This is a genomic window from Actinoalloteichus fjordicus (genome assembly GCF_001941625.1).
Taxonomy (GTDB): domain Bacteria; phylum Actinomycetota; class Actinomycetes; order Mycobacteriales; family Pseudonocardiaceae; genus Actinoalloteichus_A; species Actinoalloteichus_A fjordicus.
In genome coordinates, this window is sequence record NZ_CP016076.1 from 6684789 (window position 1) to 6705611 (window position 20823).

21 protein-coding genes are annotated in these 20823 nt (G+C 71.1%); 10 read left to right on the forward strand and 11 right to left on the reverse strand.

The features are described from left to right. Positions 1 to 75: 75 nt before the first annotated feature. Both UA74_RS34220 and UA74_RS28525 read left to right on the forward strand, forming a co-directional pair. Positions 76 to 2418, forward strand: a complete 2343-nt coding sequence (locus UA74_RS34220; RefSeq protein WP_318533275.1) for an MFS transporter — start codon at positions 76 to 78, stop codon at positions 2416 to 2418. A 169-nt stretch (positions 2419 to 2587) separates the two neighbouring features. Then, positions 2588 to 3085 carry a DUF2771 family protein gene (locus UA74_RS28525; RefSeq protein ID WP_232237530.1) on the forward strand — a complete coding sequence of 166 codons (498 nt, stop codon included), beginning with the start codon at positions 2588 to 2590 and terminating at the stop codon, positions 3083 to 3085. 187 nt (positions 3086 to 3272) lie between these two features. Here UA74_RS28525 and UA74_RS28530 read toward each other — a convergent pair whose 3' ends face one another. Beyond that, positions 3273 to 5096, reverse strand: coding sequence for a right-handed parallel beta-helix repeat-containing protein (locus tag UA74_RS28530; protein ID WP_075742943.1), 1824 nt, complete (start codon positions 5094 to 5096; stop codon positions 3273 to 3275). 99 nt (positions 5097 to 5195) lie between these two features. On the opposite strand from UA74_RS28530, the gene UA74_RS28535 reads away from it, so the two are divergent. Then, a complete protein-coding gene (locus UA74_RS28535) occupies positions 5196 to 6062 on the forward strand; it encodes a TetR/AcrR family transcriptional regulator C-terminal domain-containing protein (RefSeq protein ID WP_075742944.1) in 867 nt (288 codons plus the stop codon). 40 nt (positions 6063 to 6102) lie between these two features. Here UA74_RS28535 and UA74_RS28540 read toward each other — a convergent pair whose 3' ends face one another. Further along, a complete protein-coding gene (locus UA74_RS28540) occupies positions 6103 to 6489 on the reverse strand; it encodes a cold-shock protein (protein WP_075742945.1) in 387 nt (128 codons plus the stop codon). A gap of 139 nt (positions 6490 to 6628) precedes the next feature. Between UA74_RS28540 and UA74_RS28545 the strand changes: the two genes are divergently transcribed. Further along, positions 6629 to 6835 carry a hypothetical protein gene (locus UA74_RS28545; protein WP_075742946.1) on the forward strand — a complete coding sequence of 69 codons (207 nt, stop codon included), beginning with the start codon at positions 6629 to 6631 and terminating at the stop codon, positions 6833 to 6835. A gap of 201 nt (positions 6836 to 7036) precedes the next feature. Here the strand turns inward: UA74_RS28545 and UA74_RS28550 are convergent, their stop codons facing one another. Continuing rightward, a complete protein-coding gene (locus tag UA74_RS28550; protein ID WP_075742947.1) occupies positions 7037 to 7666 on the reverse strand; it encodes an HAD family hydrolase in 630 nt (209 codons plus the stop codon). Positions 7667 to 7746: 80 nt separating this feature from the next. Between UA74_RS28550 and UA74_RS28555 the strand changes: the two genes are divergently transcribed. Both UA74_RS28555 and UA74_RS28560 read left to right on the forward strand, forming a co-directional pair. Beyond that, a complete protein-coding gene (locus UA74_RS28555) occupies positions 7747 to 8376 on the forward strand; it encodes a TetR family transcriptional regulator (protein WP_083683759.1) in 630 nt (209 codons plus the stop codon). A gap of 68 nt (positions 8377 to 8444) precedes the next feature. Then, on the forward strand, positions 8445 to 9230 hold the full coding sequence (locus tag UA74_RS28560) for a PhzF family phenazine biosynthesis protein (protein WP_075742948.1): 786 nt from the start codon (positions 8445 to 8447) through the stop codon (positions 9228 to 9230). 83 nt (positions 9231 to 9313) lie between these two features. On the opposite strand, the gene UA74_RS28565 is transcribed toward UA74_RS28560, so the two are convergent. Both UA74_RS28565 and UA74_RS28570 read right to left on the reverse strand, forming a co-directional pair. Beyond that, positions 9314 to 10138 (reverse strand): HAD-IIA family hydrolase, encoded by an 825-nt coding sequence (locus UA74_RS28565; RefSeq protein WP_232237884.1) that lies wholly within the window; start codon positions 10136 to 10138, stop codon positions 9314 to 9316. Between the two features lie 105 nt (positions 10139 to 10243). Beyond that, on the reverse strand, positions 10244 to 10648 hold the full coding sequence (locus UA74_RS28570; protein WP_075742949.1) for a TOBE domain-containing protein: 405 nt from the start codon (positions 10646 to 10648) through the stop codon (positions 10244 to 10246). Positions 10649 to 10796: 148 nt separating this feature from the next. Between UA74_RS28570 and moaA the strand changes: the two genes are divergently transcribed. From moaA to UA74_RS28585, 3 genes are all read left to right on the forward strand, one after another. After that, the gene (gene moaA / locus UA74_RS28575; protein ID WP_075742950.1) at positions 10797 to 11867 is read left to right on the forward strand and encodes a GTP 3',8-cyclase MoaA; all 1071 of its coding nucleotides are present in this window, start codon (positions 10797 to 10799) and stop codon (positions 11865 to 11867) included. Positions 11868 to 12011: 144 nt separating this feature from the next. Further along, positions 12012 to 12281 carry a MoaD/ThiS family protein gene (locus UA74_RS28580; protein ID WP_232237531.1) on the forward strand — a complete coding sequence of 90 codons (270 nt, stop codon included), beginning with the start codon at positions 12012 to 12014 and terminating at the stop codon, positions 12279 to 12281. A gap of 622 nt (positions 12282 to 12903) precedes the next feature. Beyond that, positions 12904 to 13584 (forward strand): LysM peptidoglycan-binding domain-containing protein, encoded by a 681-nt coding sequence (locus UA74_RS28585; protein WP_075765806.1) that lies wholly within the window; start codon positions 12904 to 12906, stop codon positions 13582 to 13584. 402 nt (positions 13585 to 13986) lie between these two features. Here the strand turns inward: UA74_RS28585 and UA74_RS28590 are convergent, their stop codons facing one another. From UA74_RS28590 to UA74_RS28610, 6 genes are all read right to left on the reverse strand, one after another. After that, positions 13987 to 15087 (reverse strand): molybdenum cofactor biosynthesis protein MoaE, encoded by a 1101-nt coding sequence (locus tag UA74_RS28590; RefSeq protein ID WP_075765808.1) that lies wholly within the window; start codon positions 15085 to 15087, stop codon positions 13987 to 13989. Next, the gene (gene moaC / locus UA74_RS28595) at positions 15069 to 15539 is read right to left on the reverse strand and encodes a cyclic pyranopterin monophosphate synthase MoaC (RefSeq protein WP_075765810.1); all 471 of its coding nucleotides are present in this window, start codon (positions 15537 to 15539) and stop codon (positions 15069 to 15071) included. Before moaC ends, UA74_RS28590 begins: the two co-directional genes overlap by 19 nt. A gap of 230 nt (positions 15540 to 15769) precedes the next feature. Then, positions 15770 to 15952 carry a hypothetical protein gene (locus tag UA74_RS33930; protein ID WP_250637852.1) on the reverse strand — a complete coding sequence of 61 codons (183 nt, stop codon included), beginning with the start codon at positions 15950 to 15952 and terminating at the stop codon, positions 15770 to 15772. Further along, entirely contained in the window at positions 15949 to 16392 is a 444-nt protein-coding gene (locus tag UA74_RS33935) for a Uma2 family endonuclease (protein WP_250637853.1), read from the reverse strand. Before UA74_RS33935 ends, UA74_RS33930 begins: the two co-directional genes overlap by 4 nt. A 90-nt stretch (positions 16393 to 16482) precedes the next feature. After that, complete coding sequence (locus tag UA74_RS28605) at positions 16483 to 17868, reverse strand: NAD-dependent malic enzyme (protein WP_075744348.1); 1386 nt, start codon at positions 17866 to 17868, stop codon at positions 16483 to 16485. 89 nt (positions 17869 to 17957) lie between these two features. Beyond that, a complete protein-coding gene (locus tag UA74_RS28610; protein ID WP_075742954.1) occupies positions 17958 to 18143 on the reverse strand; it encodes a hypothetical protein in 186 nt (61 codons plus the stop codon). Between the two features lie 144 nt (positions 18144 to 18287). On the opposite strand from UA74_RS28610, the gene UA74_RS28615 reads away from it, so the two are divergent. Continuing rightward, positions 18288 to 20579 (forward strand): helicase-associated domain-containing protein, encoded by a 2292-nt coding sequence (locus UA74_RS28615; protein ID WP_075765812.1) that lies wholly within the window; start codon positions 18288 to 18290, stop codon positions 20577 to 20579. Positions 20580 to 20823 lie beyond the last annotated feature (244 nt).

The following is a 20823-nucleotide window of genomic DNA, read 5'->3' on the forward strand; positions in this document are numbered from 1 at the left end:
TGATCAGGCGACCGCGACCGATTCACTGCCGGAACCGGGTCCGCGAACCCGGTCGCGTACGGCAGGATTGAGCCCGTGCTGCGTTCCGATCCGCCAGAAGAGCCCGACCATCGTCGCGGCCGTGCCAGGCGGAAGGGCATGCTGCGTCCGAGTAGACGGACCGAGATCGAGCACCACGACGGGCCGAGTCGAGACGACGCGGCCGAGACCCGCTCGGCACGCGAGACGCCGACCCGCAGGCAGCCGCCGGTCCGGAGTCGCGATCGATACGAGCCGTCGCCCAGAAGGCGACGGCCTGCGCGTTACGCCGACGAGTACGACCACGACGACCTGTCCTACCGAGAGGACTACGACCGGCGCGATGCACGGTCGGCACCCGATCGCGATGATCGACGCCGGGACGATCGCTACGAGGACGACCGCAGACGTGATCGGGACGAGGACGGCAGGTCCTACCGGGAGCACGATCGCCGGGATCGGCGTGACGACCGGCCCCGGTCCGACGAGCGGTATGACGACCGGTACGCGGACGACTACGACGATCGGTACGACGACCGGCCTCGGCGCAGGACGGACGAGCCTCGAGGCCGGTCGCCTCGGGGCTCGGACCGGGCGGACGAGCGCCCCGCGTACGCCGACCGGCCGGACGACCGCGAGTGGGATGACGACCACCGAGACCATCACGGGGACGGGGACCGCGACCGCCGTCGCGCGCCCCGCCGGACCCGGCCGGATCACGACCGGCACCCGGACCGCCGCGACGCCGGTCGCGACGACTACCGCGACGACCATCGGGACGACTACCGATCCGACGAGGACGACGAACCCCGCCGGGCCGCTTCCGGCACCCGGCGACTGCGCAGCCGGGACGAACCGGCCGACGAGGCCGAGCGCCCCGGCAGGCCTGTCGTGCCCGTCCACCGGACCGACGTCCCGCCCGATGACGCCCCCGACGATGCGGCAGAGCACGCGGAGCATCTCCGAGGCCCGAAGAAGCTGACCGTCACCCGCGTGGCGATGTATCGGAGCAGGCAGCTCACCGGCCAGGCCTTCCAGGCGTTCCGGCGGGCCGCGCACGCCGACGGCGCGGACAAGTCCGGGCTGAACCGGCTCACCTACGCCGTGATGATGAACTACGCGGTGGACGCCGCCATCGCGGTCGCACTGGCCAACACCCTGTTCTTCTCCGCGGCCACCGGCGAGAGTCGGGGCCGGGTCGCGCTCTACCTGCTGATCACCGTCGCGCCCTTCGCCCTGATCGCCCCGGTGATCGGGCCCGCGCTCGACCGGCTGCAACGCGGCAGGCGCATCGCCCTGGCGATGTCGTTCGCCACCCGCGTCACGCTGCTGGCGATGATGGCGGTCAACTTCGACAGCTGGCTGCTGTATCCGGCCGCCCTGGGCAGCATGGTGATGTCGAAGTCGTTCGGCGTCCTCAAGGGCGCGGTCACCCCGCGAGTGCTGCCCTCCGAGATCACGCTCGTCGAGACGAACGCCCGACTCAACATCTTCGGGCTGGCCGCAGGCGGGGTGTTCGGGGCGTTGGCCAGCGGCCTGGCGGCGGTGTTCGACTCCTCCGGCGCGCTGTGGTTCGCCGTGCTCCTCGCGGGGGCGGGCACCGTCCTGTGTCTGCGCATCCCGGCGTGGGTGGAGGTCACCGAGGGCGAGGTCCCCGCCTCGCTGAGCGCCGGCCCGCGTAAGGCACGCCGACAACCCATGGGGCCGAGCGTGATCGTCGGTCTCTGGGGCAGCGGCACCGCGCGCACCCTGACCGGCTTCCTCACCTTCTTCGCGGCCTTCGTCGTGAAGGCGGAGACCGAGGAGTCCGCAGGCGTCCAGGTGATGCTGCTCGGATTGATCGTCGGCGCGGCCGGGCTCGGCAACTTCGTCGGCAACGGCGTCGGTGCCCGGCTGCGGATGGGCAGGCCGCACCAGGTCATCGTCGTCTCCGTGAGCGCGGCGCTGGCGACGACGGTGTTCGCGGCGATCGTGCCGGGCATCCTGACGGCGGCGCTGGTGGCCCTGGTCGGCTCGACCGCCAGCGCGCTGGCCAAGATCTCACTCGACTCCGTGGTCCAGCGGGAGACGTCGGAGGAGTCGCGGGCTTCTGCCTTCGGTCGCTCCGAGACAATCCTGCAACTCGCGTGGGTCTTCGGCGGCGTGCTCGGACTGCTGCTGCCGCCCTCGTACTGGATCGGTTTCACGGTGCTGTCGGTCCTGCTGGTGCTCGGCTTGGTGCAGACGGTGCTGGCAGGCAACGGCAGGTCGCTGCTGCCTTCTCGAGGATTCCGGCCCACGCAGCCCCCGCAGGGTCGGCGGGAGTCTCCCGGACGCCCGCAGCTCGGCCGGGGCCGGTCGGACGCCGCGACGCCGGGCTCCCCGTCGGCGGCGACCATCGAGGCACCGCCGGACCGCTGAACCGCGAAGGGCGTCCCCGGTGACGAGCGCGGTGAAGGCCTCCCGCCCGACTCGCGGACACTCGGCAGCGTCGTACCTGCCAGGTGAACCCGGCGGCTGACCTGCACCGCCACGGCGGCGAGCGACCACCCGGCCCGCCGCTGATCGACGGCGAACTAGGCTCCCTGTCGTGTCCCACGCCCCGCCGGTGAACAGGTCCCGGCTCGCCAGACTTGCCGTGACCATGCTGGCCGGCCTCGCGGTGGCGGGCTGCGCTGTCCCGGCGACGCCCAAGGTGACCTTCTACTCGAACCGGGAGACCGTCCACGTCGAGCCCGCACAGCTCTGTGACGCCCAGCTGACCGAGTGCTCGGTGAACGAGGGCGCGGTGGGCGTGCTGCGGGTCCCGCCCGGTGCGCCGCTCCAGATCTCGGTGCCCCATCACATCGGGGATACGCCGTGGCAGGTCGTGTTCCGCTACCGCGTCGACGGCGAGGTGGTCGACGGTCGCAGCGAGGTCTTCGCGCCCGACGAGCGGCTGGCCTACACCCTGCGGCTGCCCGAGGAGGACGCCCAGCTGGAAGCCCTGGAGGTGCAGCAGTTCGGCGCGGTCCTCGTCGAGGACCCCGAGAGCGGTGTCGGCTTCATCACCAGCGGCATCTGGGTGCTCTCGGTCGACGACCGCTGACCGGCCTGCCGTGGGCCTCGGCGGCTCGCCACACAGCCGGAGTCGCACAGTCGTGACGAGAGACGGCGGCGAGGCATGCCGCCGTCTCTCGGGCTGCCGACCGGTCGCTGGTCGCCGAACCCTGCTCGCCAGGCTGGGGAACCCGGCCATCGCGCAGACCGACGCCCCCTGCCGCGACTGGAGCGGCTCAACCCGCCTGGCGCGACCGTCTTCCCGCCGAGGCCACGATGTCGGCGCTCGCCGGATCGGCCGCCAGCGCCTGTTCGAAGCCCTCCTTCGGCAGCACGGTGTTCCCGGCGAGGATCACCGTGTCCGGCGGGTCGTCCTGGCCTGCGGGCTGGTCGTCCCAGAAGTTCCCGATGAACACGACGTCACGCAACGGCGGCGCCACCTCCAGCACCACCGGCGTGTCTCCGCGATGGACGACGTTGCCCGCGATGGTCACCCAGGCGGCGCCGTAGTCGGTGTAGAGGCCGAAGTTGTAGGAGGTGAGCGTGTCCCGGATGACATTGCCCCTGATCACCGCTCCGCTGGCGAAGGACGAGCCCTGCGGCGCCGAGACGTAGACGCCGCCGCCGTCGGCGAGCACCGTCATCGTGTGGTGGATCAGGTTCGCGATGATGTGTGCCCCTCGAGCCTGCTCGCCGCCGGTGACGACCACGCCCGCATGCGGCACGTGATGCACCTCGTTGTGCCGTACGACGACGTCCTGCGTCTCGGCCAGCAGGATCGCCGGGGCGCCTCGGTACTCGGCGCCGATGTCGTGCACCAGGTTGTCCTCGACGAGACAGTCCCTTGCCTCGCGCAGCGTGATGCCGCTGCCGGAGACGTCGTCGACGGTGTTGCCACGCACGATCACCTCCGCGCAGCCAGGACCGATCCCGAGCGCCCCCGCACCGAGCGCGGTGAAACGGTTCGCCGCCAGCACGACACGCGCGGCGTGGGAGAACGCCACGTTCGCGGGCAGCTGCTCCGAGTCGACCGGCACGGTCACGCTGCCCATGCCCGCAGGCAGCACGACCTCCATGACCTCGCCGCCGACGTAGTGCGTGTCGCCGTGATAGTGCAGGTGACCACCCGTCGTGCGGATGCCCGACCAGGCACCGTGGGCGAAGGTCAGCCCGCGCAGCGTCAGGTCGGCCAGCGGCCGTTCCGCCGTCCCGGAGCCGCTGATCAGCGTCTCCAGCACCGGGGCGATGACGACGGCGGCGTCCGGGCGCTCGTCTGGCCGAGGAAGGTAGTGCAGGACATGGCTGCCGGGAACGGAGCGATCGAGGACGAAGGTGCCGGGCTCGGTGAGGAAGGTGCGGCTGTTCTCCATCTCAGACGGTCCGGCGAGCGGCTCCCAGCTCGACTCGCCGTCACCGCCGTTCCACTCGCCGACGTAGAGCCGTCGCGCCCAATCCCAGGCGGGCTGTGCCATGACGATTCTCGTCGAACGGGCGTCGCCGGTGATCTGGGCGACCGCGCAGCGCGCCTGTGCCCACGGATAGATGCCGGTGTAGACGAACTCGATGCCGTCCGCATCGGCCCATTCCTGCGGGAGCGGACTGTCCGTGACGTATCCAAACTCTGTTTTCGTCACAGACGATCCCGGCAGCCCGGCCGTGGAGACGGCGCGGCCGATCCGGCGGCCGTCGCAGTAGAGCTGCCGAGGCTCGAGGTCTCCAATGGGAGCGGACCACGTGCCGTCGTCGGACCGCTCCCAGCCGGTGATCACCCGGCCGCCGCTGAGGACGACCTCTTCCTGTTCGGCGGTTCCGTAGCCGTGCGGCTGGTAGACCACCCGGTGGCCCCCGGTGCCGGAATCTCCCTGTCCGGCCTGGAAATCGAGGGTGTCATCCAGCAGATAGGTACCAGCCCGGAACTGCACCACCAGGTCTGCCGCCATCGTGGCGGTCCGCTCGCGCACGAGGCGCTGCGCGGCGGCAGGCGTCGCCAACGGCCGCTCCGGGGTGCCCGGCGAGCTGTCGCTGCCCCAGGGCGCGACGATGATCGTGGTGTCTGCCATGTCTGCTGGTCCTCCATAGTTATGGCATATACTTCTGATTACACCATAAACATCCACGCGGCAGTGCAGTCAAGTCGCAGCGGGCACGACGGAGGCAGGATGGGGACGGACGAGGATCGACCACTCGACCCGGACCACACGGTCGAGCTGCTCTGGAACACCGGTGCGGACCAGGTCACGGACGTACGGCTGAGCCTGTCGCGGATCGTGACGACCGCCGTCGACCTCGCCGACGCCGACGGCCTGGCGGAGTTGTCGATGCGCCGGATCGCGGAGCGCCTCGGCTACACGACGATGGCGCTCTATCGGCATGTGCCGGGCAAAGCCGAGCTCATCGACCTGATGCGCGACGCCGTCTACGCGGAGATCGAGGCCTCGGCAGGGGCCTCGGACTGGCGGTCGGGCCTCGCGGCCTGGGCCCGCGACAACCGCGACCTGCACCGTCGACACCGCTGGTTGGTGGACAGCACGGGAAGTCGCCGGGTGCCCGGACCGAACATCATGAGCAACTTCGAGCGGGTGCTCGCCATCGCCGCGAGCAGCAGGCTGCCGCCCGCCGAGGTGCTGGCGGTGGTCGACCTGATCGGCGGTTTCGTGGACAGTGCCGCGCGGAGCGAGCAGGAGGTCGAGAAGACGGAGCAGCGGACCGGACAGACCCATCAGCAGTGGTGGGAGGACCGGGACTCGCTGTACGAGCGCGTGGGCGACTACCCGACGCTGCGCAGGCTCTGGGAGTCGGGCGGCTACGACCAGCCGGTGGACGCCTTCGAGTTCGGTCTCGAACGCACACTCGACGGAATCGAACTCCTCGTCCGGCGCCGTGACGAAAATCGTGATGGAAAGAAGCCGGTGCGCTGCGAGGTCTGTGGAGCGGTCATGCCGGAGCCGCGCCGGGGCAGGCCGAGGTCCTACTGTTCCCGTAGCTGCCAACAGCGGGCCTATCGCCGCAGGCAGTCATCGGAGTGAGGTCTCGGCCCGGCCCCGGGTGTTCGTCAGCGGCCGGTGCTCAGGGCTCCAGCTCCCGAGCGACGGCGCGGACCAGTTCGGCGATCCGCTTGGTGTTCTTGCGGTCGGGGTACCGGCCGCGCCGCAGCTCCGGCTGAACGCTCGCCTCCAACACCGTGATCATGTCCTCGATCAGCCCGTGCAGCTCCTCAGCGGGCCTGCGCCTCGCCTCGGCGACCGAGGGCGGTGCGTCCAGGATCTTCACGGACAGAGCCTGTGGACCACGGCGCCCCTCGGCCATGCCGAACTCGACTCGTTGGCCTGCCTTCAGGCCCTCGACCCCCGGCGGTAGCGCGGAGGCACGGACGTAGACGTCCTCGCCTCCGTCCTGGGTCACGAAGCCGAATCCCTTCTCCGCGTCGTACCACTTGACCCTGCCGCTCGGCACTGTCCTCACCGTTCCTACTCGTCGTCGGGTCGCACCAGGCCAGTGGCAGGCACGACGAATCCCAGGGTAGAGGTTCCCTCAATCGAGGCGGCGCTCGCCGAGGGGATCGATCGACGTACGGCCGGGCTACGCTGGTCCGGTGAGCACGCAGGCGAGCAGAAGTCCCCTCTTCCCGTTGTCCCTGACGACCTTCGGCATCGGACTTCTCGCGGTCTTCGCGACGTTCGTGCTCTTCGCCCTCGGCTACTCGGATCAGCCGGTCTGGCTGAATGTGGCCTGCCTGCTGGCTCCGTTGGGAATGTTCTTCGGCGTGATCGCGATGCTTCGGCAGTCACGCCGCCGCTGAGCAGTCGCGCGACGAGTCCCAGGCCCCGTGACGTCGCCGGGCGGCCCGCAGGCCGGCGCAGGACTCGCTCGGCGCCCGCCGACCGAGTCGGCCTGGCCTCGCAACGATCCGGCGTGACGATCACCGGTCCTCGGCGCCGTCGGGACGACCCCGCGCAGGCCCGGGTGCGGTGCAGCTCTCCGTGCCGACGACGCCGGAGGCTCAGCGAGCCGGGGCCGCGGGCGGGCTGGTCATCTCGCGGAGCAGGGCGGGCAGGCCGCTGAGGTCCGGCAGCACGACGTCCGCGCCCGCCGCCGCCAGCTCCGCCGCCGAACACGGCCCGCTCGCCACGGCGACCGCCCGTGCGCCTGCGGCTCTGGCCCCCAGCACGTCGGCGACGTGGTCTCCCACGTAGAGCCCGACGCCGTGTTCGGTCAGGACGGCGGCCTTGCCGACCCCGAACACTCCGCCCGCCAGGTGATCCACCTCCCAGCCGAAGGCCGCGAGGTGCAGCGCCGCGCTCGGCCGATGTTTGCCCGTGACCACGACGACCCGGCCGCCCAGCTCGCGGACCGCCGCCAACGACTCGGCCGCGCCCGGCATCGCCACCGTCTCCGGGACGACGTGTTCGAGATAGTCGGCCCGGTACCGGTCGACCACCGTCCGCACCTGTTGCGCCGAAAGGCCGTGCGCATGCAGCGCGTCTTCCAATGGCGGGCCCAGATTCTCAGCGAGACGCGCGCCGTCCACGTGGATGCCCGTCGCCTGCGAGAGAAACCGCATGATCCGGCGAATTCCCAGTCGCGGATCGATCAGCGTCATGTCGAGATCGAAGCCGATGACCGGACCCATCACGATCCCCCACTTTCTTGACTACTCAACGAGTAGCGTAGCCCAATTGACATCCAGTCACGGTGCGTCAGAATATCTAGGTGACCCCAGCCCCTCGGCTCACCGTGCGGGTGAAGATGTCGTTACGCGACAACCTCCTGTGCGGGGCCGCCGACCTGCTCGCCGAACGCGGCTTCGCGAGACTGCGAATGAGTGAGGTCGCAGCGATGGCGGGTGTGAGCAGACAGACCGTCTACAACGAATTCGGCGGCAAGGAAACTCTTGCCCACACCGTGGTCTTGAACCAGGCGCGGATCTGTCTGGAGCGGGTAGGACAGGCAATCAGGGGCGCTGATGATCCGGTTGCCGGAATTCGCGCGGCCGTCCGGCGGATACTGGAGATCTCGGCGAACGATCCGCTGCTCACCTCATTGCTCACCGGAATCGACCGAGAGGCGCTGCTGCCCTTCCTCCCGGTGCCCGATCTGCCGACGCTGCGCGCGTTGACGGAGCTGATCAGCCGCCAGCTGCACTCCCAGCTTCCGCAGCTACCGCCCGCCTCGACGACCTTCTACGCCGACACCGTCGTCCGGCTGACCATCAGCCACCTGCTCATCCCCACCGCGACCACCGCCGAGGCCGCCGACGCGGTGACCGCGATCGCCGCCGCCGTCCTCAGCCCGCATCTCCCGATCGGCCAGCTGAAGCCTCGCCCCCTACGGCCTCGATGACCTGCGGCGGCCGCCCCGAGACGGCCACCGGGCGACGCCTGGCTGAGTGAGGGCTCTACATTCTCCGCATGGCGGTGGACGTGTACGTCGTGGACGCTTTCAGCGATCGACCCTTCGGGGGGAACCCCGCGGGCGTCGTACTGCTGCCGAGTTTCCGGGACCCGGAGTGGATGCAGGCCGTCGCCGCCGAACTGAGGCATTCCGAGACCGCCTTCGTCGAGGTCGACGGCCCCGCCGACGCGCCGAAGCCCCTGCGCTGGTTCACCCCCACCGTCGAGGTCGACCTCTGCGGTCACGCCACGCTGGCCACCGCGCACGTCCTCGGCGGCGATCAGGTCTTCGCGACCCGCAGCGGCGAACTGTCCTGTGTCGCCACCGAGGACGGCCGGATCGACATGGACTTCCCCGCCGATCCGACGACGGTGATCGCCGAGCCGCCCTCGGAGCTGTCCGCCGCGCTGGGCGGGGCGAGGGTGACCGCTGTCGCCTCGGGCGCATCGGATCTGCTGGTCGAGGTCGACTCCCCGGCAGCCGTCGCGGCCGTCCGCCCCGACCTCGCCGCCCTGGGCGCGCTGCCGCATCGCGGCGTGATCGTGACGGCGGCAGGAGGACGCGACGGCGTCGACTTCGTCAGTCGATGCTTCTTCCCGCGCGTCGGCGTTGAGGAGGACCCGGTGACGGGCTCGGCGCATCGGACCCTGGCGGCCTGGTGGTCCGAGCGGCTCGCGCTGACGGAACTGGTCGCCGAGCAGCTCTCCGCGCGGGGCGGAACGGTCCGGGTCGCCGTGCGCGGCGACCGGGTCGGCATCTCGGGCCGCGCCACGACGGTGCTGCGGGGCAGTCTCTACAGCTGAGCGGCCGGGCACTGCCCGCCGGAACCCGCCCGCCGGAGGCGTCGCGGTCCGTCCGGCCAAGACCGACCGCCCGACCAGCAGGCTCAGTCGGCGGGGCCGTCCCCGCCGCCCAGACCGCGATCCGCGCTGAGGATCGTCCTGGCAGGCGAGTCCTCGGGGAACGGCAGATGCGCCGCACCGACCAGTTCCGAGATCGACTCGATCACCCGCGTGGGCCGGAACGGGAAGCTGTCGGCGGTCGCGGGCCCGGAGATCCCGGTCATGACCAGGATGGTCTGCATCCCGGCCTCCATGCCCGCGCGGATGTCGGTGTCCATCCGATCGCCCACCATCAACGTGTTCTCCGAATGGGCGCCCAGCGCCCGCAGCGCCGACCGCATCATCAGCGGGTTGGGCTTCCCGACGTAATACGGTGCCCGGCCGGTCGCCCGCTCGATGAGCGCGGCCACCGCTCCGGTGGCGGGAAGCTTCCCTTCACGGCTGGGTCCGGTCTCGTCGGGATTGGTCGCGATGAAGCGGGCGCCCGCCTCGAGCAGGCGAACGGCCTTGGTGATGGCGGTGAAGCTGTAGGTACGGGTCTCCCCGAGCACCACGTAGTCGGGGTCGCGATCCGTCAGCACGTAACCGACCTCGTGCAGCGCGGTGGTCAGGCCCGCCTCGCCGATCACGTAGGCCGAACCGCCGGGGCGTTGCGAGTCGAGGAAGCGAGCGGTGGCCAGTGCCGAGGTCCAGATCGACTTCTCCGGCACTTCGAGGCCGTTGGCCGACAACCGCGCCCGCAGGTCGCGCGGAGTGTAGATCGAGTTGTTGGTCAGCACCATGAAGTCGATCTCACGCTCGGCGAGCTCCGCGAGGAGTTGATCGGCCCCGGGGATGGGGTGCTCCTCGTGCACGAGGACCCCGTCCATGTCCAACAGGTAGTTCCAGCGTTCCTGACGAGTCTCCGCTGATCCGATCACCACTTCATGCTGCCCGCCCGACGGCGGAAGCGCCATCGGTGTCGGCCTGGTTCCCTAGCCGTTCTGGCGGGGGGTCTCCACGACGACATGGGTCGACTTGACCACGGCGACCGCCAGCACACCCGGCTCGAGGCCGAGCTCGGCCACCGCGTCGGCCGTCATCAGGGACACCACCCGGTGGGGCCCGCAGACCATCTCGACCTTCGCCGCCACCCGGTCGACCACCACCTCGGTGACCAGGCCGACGAAGCGGTTGCGGGCGGAGCGGCCGACAGCGGAGGGATCGGGTGTCTCGCGAGCCTGGCCCGCGGCGAACGCGGCAAGCACCGCTCCCTCGATCACCATCCGACCCGACTCGTCGCGACCGGCGGACAGCTGACCGAGCTCGATCCAGCGGCGCACCGTGTCGTCGCTCACCCCCAACAGGGAGGCGGACTCGGTGATGCGGTATCGGGGCACGAGATCGGACCTTACGTCACGACAGGCCGCGGGAGGCGGGTCTGGAGCCGCCGAGAGATGATCTTCACCACGGTCCCGGCCGCCGCCGAGGCCCGCATAGGCGTCGACGCCTGCGGAATCGACGCCGACGAGTGGTTAGTCTCGAGTCGTGAGTGCGGTGGAGCTGGGCATCCCGGTCGTTCCCGGCGCGACGGGCGGCACGGCGGGCGGCGAGCCGCGTCCGGCGGCCGACGGCCTGATCGACCGATACGGACGCACGGCCACCGATCTGCGAGTGTCCTTGATCGACCGCTGCAATCTTCGCTGTTCATACTGCATGCCCGCCGAAGGTCTCGACTGGCTGGCCAAGAGCAGCCTGCTCGACACCGAGGAGCTTCGCCGACTCCTGCGGATCGCCGTCGAACGGCTCGGCGTCCGCGACGTGCGCTTCACCGGCGGGGAACCCCTGCTGCGCAAGGACCTGACGGCGATCGTGGCCAATACCGCCCGACTGCGCCCGCGACCGAGAATCTCCCTGACGACCAACGGCATCGGGCTGAGGGCTCGGGCCGTGGAACTGGCCGAGGCAGGCCTCGACCGCATCAACGTCTCGCTCGACACCCTGCGCCCGGACCTCTTCCACACCATCACCCGCAGGCGACGGCTCGACGACGTGCTGGCGGGGCTGGCGGCGGCCAGTGCCGCGGGGCTGGACCCGGTGAAGATCAACGCGGTGCTGCTGCGCGGGGTCAACGACGACGAGGCACCCGACCTGCTGCGCTTCGCCCTGGACGGCGGATATCACCTCCGGTTCATCGAGCAGATGCCGTTGGACGCCCAACACGGCTGGCAGCGCTCCGAGATGATCACCGCCGAGGAGATCCTCCGGCTGCTACAGGAGCGTTTCACCCTGACCCCGCATCAGGCCGAGCGCGGCTCGGCGCCCGCCGAACGCTGGTCCGTCGACGGCGGGCCCGGCACGGTCGGCGTCATCGGCTCGGTGACCCGGCCGTTCTGCGCGGCCTGTGACCGCACCAGGCTCACGGCCGACGGACAACTTCGAAGCTGCCTGTTCTCCCAGACCGAGACCGACCTGCGCGGCCCCCTGCGGTCGGGGGCGGACGACGAGGAACTCGCCACGATCTGGCGGGCGGCGATGTGGGGGAAACCCGCCGGGCACGGCATCGACGACGAGAGCTTCACGCAGCCCCGGCGGCCGATGAGCGCCATCGGCGGCTGAGCTGACCGGAATCGGCCGCGAGCGTCGGCGTCGCAGGCGAAGAGGCGCCGACGACCGGATGCTCTCGGCGCTTCGTGGTCAGGATGCGGAGACAAGCCGGTCGGCGAGTACGGACGCCGGTCGCCGAACGGAGGAGGGACATCGGTGGACAGCACCGACGAGATCACCGTGCACGTCCGGTACTTCGCCGGGGCGAGGGCCGCCGCCGAGGTCGCCGAGGAGTCGGTGTCGATGCACCGAGGCGCCTCGGTGCGCGAGACGCTCGCGCTGCTCGCCGACCGCCGGGGAGCCGGGCTGGCTCGGGTCCTGAGCGCATGCAGCTTCCTCGTGGACGGCGTGGCCGTGACGAACCGGGAGCGACCGCTCACCGAGGCCGTCGTCCTGGACGTCCTGCCACCCTTCGCAGGCGGCTGACCGACCTTCACGCTGCTCTGTCGGCGAAGCGAAGCCAGCCTTTCGGGCCCGATGGATCACGAGTTGATCTCGCAGAGCGATCATCCATCACACTCTGTAGCACACAGTCGTCGGACCCGATTGGATCTTGCGCTGGCCGCAATATCTTGCTCTCCGTCACCGAAAGCCGGCCCGGCCTCCCCCACCGGTGTCCCTACTCTCACTCGAAGCTGTACAGCTACTCCCCGCATATCAGAAAATCGCTCACAGTAAGCAGGGCATGGTGACCCATGCCTCACGGTGGGTGATCGATATCGAACCGGAAACGGACCGGTAACGGTGCCCCGACCTGCGGAAACAGTATGATCGCCGATCACCCACCCGCGTTACTGTGACGAGCGTCACCATTGGTATCGTTTGGGAATTCCCTCTCGGCTACGTACCGTCGCGTCTCGGTCGCCCCGAACGGCCGCAAGAAAACCGGGAGTGCGCAGCGCCAAGCCCTGTCCAGCGCATTCCTTCCCCGAATCACAGACCGGACAGGGACGAGAACTCGATCTTCGACGGCCCCGCGAACCGGGGACGACGGCGATCGGGGCCCCGCGCAAGCGGGGACGGAGTCGGCGCGGTGGGAGAGAGGGACATGGCTCGCTACCAAGGCAAGCACCGCAAGCCTTCCAGCACTAGCCGCACCATCACCCGAATCGCAGTCGCAGGCGCCTTCGTCGGCGCCCCCCTGGCAATGGCCACACCAGCCGTCGCGGCGCCCGACTGGGACGCGCTCGCGCAGTGCGAGAGCACCGGCGACTGGGCCATCAACACCGGAAACGGTTACAGCGGTGGACTCCAGTTCCACCCGCAGACCTGGGCCGCCTTCGGCGGCACCGAGTACGCACCCAATGCACACCAGGCAACCCGCGAGCAGCAGATCGCCGTGGCGGAGCGGGTCCTGGCCGAGCAGGGACCGGGCGCATGGCCCGCATGCAGCGCCAAGACGGGCTGGCACCTCGGCGGCGGAACGGAAGAGCCCGCTCCGCAGCCTGCAGCACCCGCCCCGGCTGCCCCGGAGGCCGCTCCGGAGCAGAGCGCGGCGCCCCAGCCGGAGCCGCAGCCCGCCCCGCAGGAGGTTCAGGAGCAGGCGCCGAGCCACGTCGGCCCGATCCTGGATCACCCGGAGGGCGACTACACGGTCGAGGCAGGCGACACCCTGTCCAAGATCGCGAACGAGAACGGCACCGACTGGCAGTCGCTGCACGAGGCGAATGCAGAGGTCGTCGCCAACCCGGATCTGATCTTCACCGGTCAGAAGCTCCTGGTGGGGTGATCCCTGCCGGGTCCGCTCCCCGCCGCCATCCCCCGGGGGGCGGGGAGCGGACCCGATTCGGCCGTCACGACGACGGCCGGACCCGACGAGCAGCCACCCGCGCCCGAGTCGAGCAGGACTCCGCGTCAGCACCCGTCATCGGCGGGGCGCGCCGCTCCACACGGTCTCGACGGGAGCCGTCTCCCCGACCGCTCGAGCTCCGAGCAGACCTCGCCACGGCCGTGAACCGCAGAACCTGCGGCGAACGGCATCGATGATCATCGGCACCTGGGCAGGCCGGATCGACGGCGGTAGAGTTGCGTCGTGACCGAGCCGCTCCGCCTCCCGCGCGCCATCGCGACGCCGGACCGTGCAGCAGCCCGTCACCGTCACCACGCCCCGGGCCGCCGGCAGGCGACCGCCTCATGGGCAGTCGACCCACTCCTCCTCGCCGTCGACGAACACCTGGCGTTTCCAGATCGGCAGTCGTGCCTTGATCTCGTCGACCAGATCGGCGCAGGCCGTGAACGCCTCGGCGCGATGCGCGGCCGAGACCGCACAGACCAGGGCGAGGTCGCCGATCCCCAACAGGCCCAGCCGGTGCGTCACGGCAATCGCCCGCAGACCCGGATGTCTGGCGGCCACGTCGGCCGCCACCTGGCCCACCGTGTCGGGAGCGCTCGGATGCCCCACGTACTCCAGTTCGCGCACGCCCCGACCGCCGTCGTGATCACGCACGACGCCCCGGAAGCCCACCACCGCCCCCGCTGCGGCATCGCCCACCAGGGCCTCGTGATCGACGGCGGCCAGGTCCTCGTCAACGACCTCGGCGCGCACCACCAGCACGTTCCCGCCCGGCTTCTGCGCGGCTGAGGGTTCGACCGGTCCGGCGGAGCCTGCATCGACGGTCTCCGCCGCTGCCGGGTCTCCCCCGGCCGTGGCCGACCCCGCAGGAGCAGCAGGCCCCTGGTCTCCCGCAGCAGTGCCCGCGACGATCGACGCCCCGCCCGCCGCCCGTCCCGGTTGCGGATGATCGCCGCCCCGGAGCTGGTCCACCGCGTGGGCGAGCACACCCGCCAGCACGCCCAGTCCGTCGCGAACACCGCCCCGCGACCCGGGCAGGTTGACGATCAGCGTCCGGCCCGCGACCCCGACCACGCCCCTGGAGAGCACGGCGGTGGGCACGGCGGGCAGCCCGGCCGAGCGGATCGCGTCCGCCACGCCGGGCACCTCGTAGTCCAGCAGTTCACCGGTGACCTCGGGGGTGCGGTCGGTGGGGCTGATGCCGGTGCCGCCGGTCGTCACGACCACCGCCACGCCCGCCGCGACGGCGGCCCGGATCTGTGCACCCACCGGCGTCCCGTCGGGCACGACCGCCGCGTCCGGCGTCTCGAAAGACCGCTCGCGCAGCCAGGCCACGATGATCGGCCCGGTGGTGTCGGCGTACACGCCCGCGGCCGCGCGGTTGGACGCGGTGATCACCCTGGCCTGCCTGGTCTCGCCCGTCACTCCGGTCTGGTCCATGTCCCCGTCTTCCCGCCGTCCTTGCGCTCCACCCGGATCTGGTCCAGCACCGCGGCCGGGTCGACCGCCTTGATCATGTCGTGCAGGGCGAGCCCCGCGACGGCGACGGCGGTCAGGGCCTCCATCTCGACCCCGGTGCGGTCCGTGGTGCGGACCGTCGCGCTGATGCGCACCTCGACCCCCGCAGGCTGCAGCTCCACGGTCACCCCGGACAGGGCGATCGGATGACAGAGCGGAACGAGGTCCGGCGTGCGTTTGGCGCCCATGATCCCGGCGATGCGCGCGGTGGCGAGCGCGTCGCCCTTGGGCAGGGTGCCGGCGGCGAGCAGGTCCACCACCGCCTCGGTGGTGCGCAGCACTCCGGTGGCGGTGGCGGTCCTGGCGGAGACCTCCTTGGCGGAGACGTCGACCATGCGGGCCGCGCCGCCACGATCCAGATGCGGTAGCTCCATGCCCGGTGATGCTAGGCGGGCTGGTCGGGTGCTCGTGCCCGCAGGGCGGCAACGGGACCGGAACGGACGGCCTCGCGAGCCGGATTCCGCGAGCAGTCCGAGTCGCGCCGGGTCACGGGTCGCGCGACAGACCCGGCGGAACGGCTCGCACGGCCGACGAGACACGTCGAACGGCGGGGCGTCAGCCTGGCTCCCGAGCGAGGAGGCCGCCGGTGTCCGCCTGCGGGTGGTCAGTCGCCGCCGATGTGCGTCCGCCACGGCCCCATCGCGACGAGCCAGTGCGGGACCAGCCGGACGGGGAAGGACGCGTCGGTCTCAAAGACGTCCGTGCCGAAGACCTGGGCGACCTCGTGATAGCCGCCGTCCGCCAGCCGAAGCTCCACGATCCCGGGCTTCTCCGGGTCGGGACTCACGATCCAGTAAGACTCGACGCCGAACCGGGCGTACTCGACGCGCTTGGTGTGATGGTCTCGGAACACGCTCTCGGCGAGACGACCTCGACGGCGAGCAGCGGCGGACGGGTCAGACCGGGGTGCTCGAGGTCGTCCGCTCGAATCACCGACAGATCCGGGATGCGGTGGTGGGTCCGATCGGCGTTGAGGTCGATCCCCAGGCCGCGGAGGACCGCATGCTCGTCAGGAGCGAGCCTCCCCAGCTGAAACATCAATCGAGACTCGATGAGCGAATGTGTGGTGACTGGTGCCCGCGACATCTCCAGCCGCCCGTCGACGAGCTCGTACCGGCCGCCGTCGTCCGACAGCGTTCGAAGGTCGTCGACGGTCAGCGGCTGGTCCGCGATCCCGTCTGCCGGAAGCCCATGGCAGCCGTTCTGCCCCCGGTTCAGCACGGTCACGAGCATGACAGAGCAGCCGCTGCCACTAATGAGTCACCCAGCAGCGAACCGGCCGGGGCGGGACGGCATCGCCCGCCCCGGTGTCCGCCCTCAGCCCTCCTCGGCCGCCCGCCGCACTGCCTCGGCCACCGCAGGGGCCACCGTCGTGTCGAAGACGCTGGGCACGATGAAGGAGGCGTTCAGGCGCTCCCCGTCGGCCACGTCGGCGATGGCGTCGGCGGCGGCCAGCAGCATCGAGTCGGTGATGCTGTGTGCCTGGGCGTCGAGCATCCCCCGGAAGAAGCCGGGGAAGGCCAGCACGTTGTTGATCTGGTTCGGGTAGTCGCTGCGGCCGGTGGCCACCACGGCGGCGTGCTGCTGGGCCTCCAGCGGGTCGATCTCCGGGTCCGGGTTGGCCAGGGCGAAGACGATCGCCGAGTCCGCCATCGTCGCGACCTGCTCCGCACCGAACAGGTTCGGTGCCGACACCCCGATGAACACGTCGGCGCCGACGAGCGCGTCATGCAGCGAGCCGCTGCGGTTCTCCGTGTTGGTGTGCTCGGCGATCCACTGCAGGTGGTCGCCCAGCCCTTCCCGCTCCGGATGCACGATGCCGTCGATGTCCACCGCGAGCACGTCGCCCGGCTTGTCCCGCAGGAGCAGCCGGATGATCGCCGAACCCGCCGCTCCGACGCCGCAGACCACCACCCGGCAGTCGCCGAGGTCTTTGCCGACGACCCGCAGCGCGTTGCGCAGGGCTCCCAGCACGACGATGGCCGTGCCGTGCTGGTCGTCGTGGAAGACGGGGATGTCGAGCTTCTCGCGCAGCCTGCGCTCGATCTCGAAGCACCTCGGCGCGGCGATGTCCTCCAGGTTGATGCCGCCGTACACGGGAGCGAGCAGCTCCACCGTGCGGATGATCTCCTCGGTGTCCTGGGTGTCCAGGCAGACCGGCCAGGCGTCGACGTCGGCGAACTTCTTGAACAGCGCCGCCTTGCCCTCCATCACGGGCAGCGCGGCCGCCGGACCGATGTTGCCCAGGCCCAGCACCGCCGAGCCGTCGGTGACCACGGCGACGGTGTTGCGCTTGATCGTCAGCCTGCGGGCGTCGTCGGGATTGGCGGCGATGGCCTGGCAGATCCGGGCGACGCCCGGCGTGTAGGCACGGGACAGGTCGTCTCGGTTGCGCAGCGCGACCTTCGAACGCACCTCCAGCTTGCCGCCGAGGTGCATCAGGAAGGTCCGGTCGGAGACCTTGCGCACGGCGACGCCGGGCAGCGCGTCCAGCGTGGAGGTGATGTCGGTGACGTGCTCCGCCGACAGGGTGTTGCAGGTGATGTCGATGACGACTCGGTCGGTGTGCGACTCGACGACGTCCAGCGCGGTGATCACACCGCCGACCCGGCCGACGGCGCTGGTGAGGTCACCCGCCGCGCTGGACGACGGCGGGGTCTCGACGCGCACCGTGATGGCATAGCCGGGGCCGGGAACCGGCATGACGACCTCCCTGGTCAACGCTGTTCTAGCAGGGGGAACAGCCTAACCAGACGATTCCCGGCGCCCACAGCCCGGCCGGTGGAGACGAACTACCTGTTGATCACCGTGACCGGGTGCTCGTAGTGCACCGCGCCCTCAGCCAGCGGAAACTCGGTCTCGCCGAAGGGGGACGGCGCTCCGGCCGTCGCCGCCCTCAGCTCGGACACCGCATGCCCGCCCTCGGGCACCTGCGGCCAGCTCGGGTCGATGCGGTCCTTACGGGCTGCCTTGGCCACGGCTCCTCCTGAGATTCGATCCGACGACCTCACCGACCTGCCGCACGCATCCGCATGGCATGGCCCCGCCTCGGCGGCGTGCCCGGGCGGAGTGTCGGAAAGGACTCCCCTCAGTCTGCCGCATCGCGAAGTATCGTGGTGAGGATGCCCGGCACCTCACTGGCCGACTGGTTGCGTGACCAGGACGACTCGATGCTCGCCGCACTGCTGCGCGCCCGACCGGACCTGGCCACCCCGGCTCCGCCCGACACGACGGTCCTCGCCACCCGCGCGGGCATCGGGATCTCCGTGGCCCGAGCCTGCGAGGAACTCGACACCTTCAGCCTCGCGGTGCTGGAGGCGCTGCTCGTCGCGGACGCCGACCAGCAGCCCGTTCCGGAGAAGTCGATCCTCGAGCTATTCGGCGGCGGAGTCTCCGCGGACCGGGTCCGGGAGGGGCTGGCAGTCCTGCGGGCCAGGGCGCTGGCCTGGGGAGCCGACCCGACGCTGTCGGTGGTCCCGACCGCACGCGAGGTGATCGGCCCGTTCCCCGCCGGGCTGGGCAGGTCTGCTCCACACCTGGACCGCCAGGACCTCCCCGCCGTCGTGGCGGGCCTGTCCGAGGCCGAACGCAGGCTGTTGGAGGCCCTGGCCGCCGGGGCACCGGTGGGCCAGACGAAGGACGCCGGAACGATGGTGCCGCCCGACCGGGCACGCACCCCGGTCCAGCGGCTGCTGGCCGCCGGGCTGCTGCTGCGCCGCGACGCCGAGACGGTGGAACTGCCCAGGCAACTCGGCCTCCTGCTGCGTGGCGAGCACCCCCTCGGCCCGGTCCGACTGGACGAGCCGGAACTCGACACGGTGCGCCGCAGCGCCGCCGACTCCGACGCCGCTGCGGCGGGCGAGGCCCTGGAGCTGTGTCGCCATGTCGAGACGCTGTTGCGCCTGTGGTCGACCGAGCCGCCGCCGGTGCTGCGCTCGGGCGGCCTCGGCGTCCGCGAGCTGCGGCGAGCGGCCCGCGCCCTGGAGTGCACCGAGCCGCGTGCCACCTTGATCATCGAACTGGTGGTCGCCGCAGGCCTCGTCGCCGCGAGCGACGACACGGAGCCGCACTGGCTGCTCACCGTCGCCGCCGACACCTGGACGGCCTCCCACTCCGAGCAGCGCTGGGCCACGCTGGCGCTCGCCTGGCTCGACATGCCCCGGCTCCCCGCGCTGGCGGGCAGCCGGGACGACCGGGAGCGGCTGCTCTCGGTGCTCGCCGAGGAGCTGCGCAGGCCTCGTGCGCCGCTGGCCCGCAGGCGGGCCCTCGACGAGCTGGGGACGCTTCCCGCGAACACCGCCCTGCGGTCCGACGACTCACTCGTCGAGCTGCTCGCCTGGCGGGCGCCTCGGCAGGGCGGTCGTTTACGAGACGAGCAGGTCCGGTGGGCGCTCAGCGAGGCCGCGGCCGTCGGCGTCAGCGCGTTGGGCAGGCTCTCCTCCGCAGGGCGGGCGCTGCTCTCCGACGGGCAGGCGGAGGCGGCCAGACTGATGGGCGCGGCGATGCCCCCGCCACTGGACCACATCCTGGTGCAGGCCGATCTGACAGTGATCGCGCCGGGCCCGCTGGAGTCCGACCTCGCCTCGGACATGGCACTGGTCGCCGACGTGGAGTCGGCGGGCAGCGCCACCGTGTACCGGGTCGGCGAGGCAAGCGTGCGACGCGCGCTCGATGCGGGCCGCAGCGCCACCGAACTGCACGATCTGTTCGCGGAACGCTCCAGAACGCCGATTCCGCAGTCGTTGACCTATCTGATCGACGACGTGGCTCGCAGACACGGCAGGCTGCGTGGCGGCTCGGCGGGCTCGTTCCTGCGCTGCGAGGATCCGGTGCTGCTCACCGAGGTGCTCGGCAGGCCGGAGGCCGCGCAGTTCGAGCTGCGACGTCTCGCGCCTACGGTGCTGGTGAGCCCGCTGCCGCTGGCCGAACTGCTGGACGGTCTGCGCGGAGCGGGACTGGCTCCGGTGGCCGAGGGTCTGGACGGGCGGCTGCTGGATCTACGCCCGGCGGGCCGCAGGCTCTCCCGACGCGCCGGGACCGGCCGCCGGGTCGTGTCGCCGGGTCCGATCGACGAGGAGCGCCTCGCCGAGGTGGTCACCGGGATTCGGATCGGGGATCGGACCTCGGGGGTGCGGCGTGGCGCCTCGGCCTCGACCGCGTCCGAGGGGCATCGGATCTCGCCGACCTTCACGCTGTTGCAGGACGCGGTGAGTTCCCGCCACCAGCTGTGGATCGGCTTCGTCGACTCACACGGCGTCGCGACCCAGCGGATCATCGATCCGGTGAGCATCAGCGGCGGGTTCCTGGAGGGTTTCGATCAGAGCGTGGGAGCCGTGCAGCGCTATCCGCTGCATCGCATCAGCACGGCGGCCCTCGTCGAAGGCTCGGCAGACGCGGCGGGCGCCGCAGACTGAGGCCGTGTCACGCCGCCGCAGTGTCGGCTGTCGGCCGCATCAGGCCGGGCGATCGTGCGTCGCCGCCGTTCGTCTCGACGAACGCACGGCCCGAAGGCCAGGAGGACGCCAGTCCCGGCTGCGCGGCTCGCCGCCCCCAGCCGGGTCGCCCCAAGACGGGTCGACCCGAGCGGCGGACTGCCTCGGCACTGCGCGGGCCGGCGTGACGGCGGCTCCGACGAGCGGAGCGGGCGTCACGCCGGCC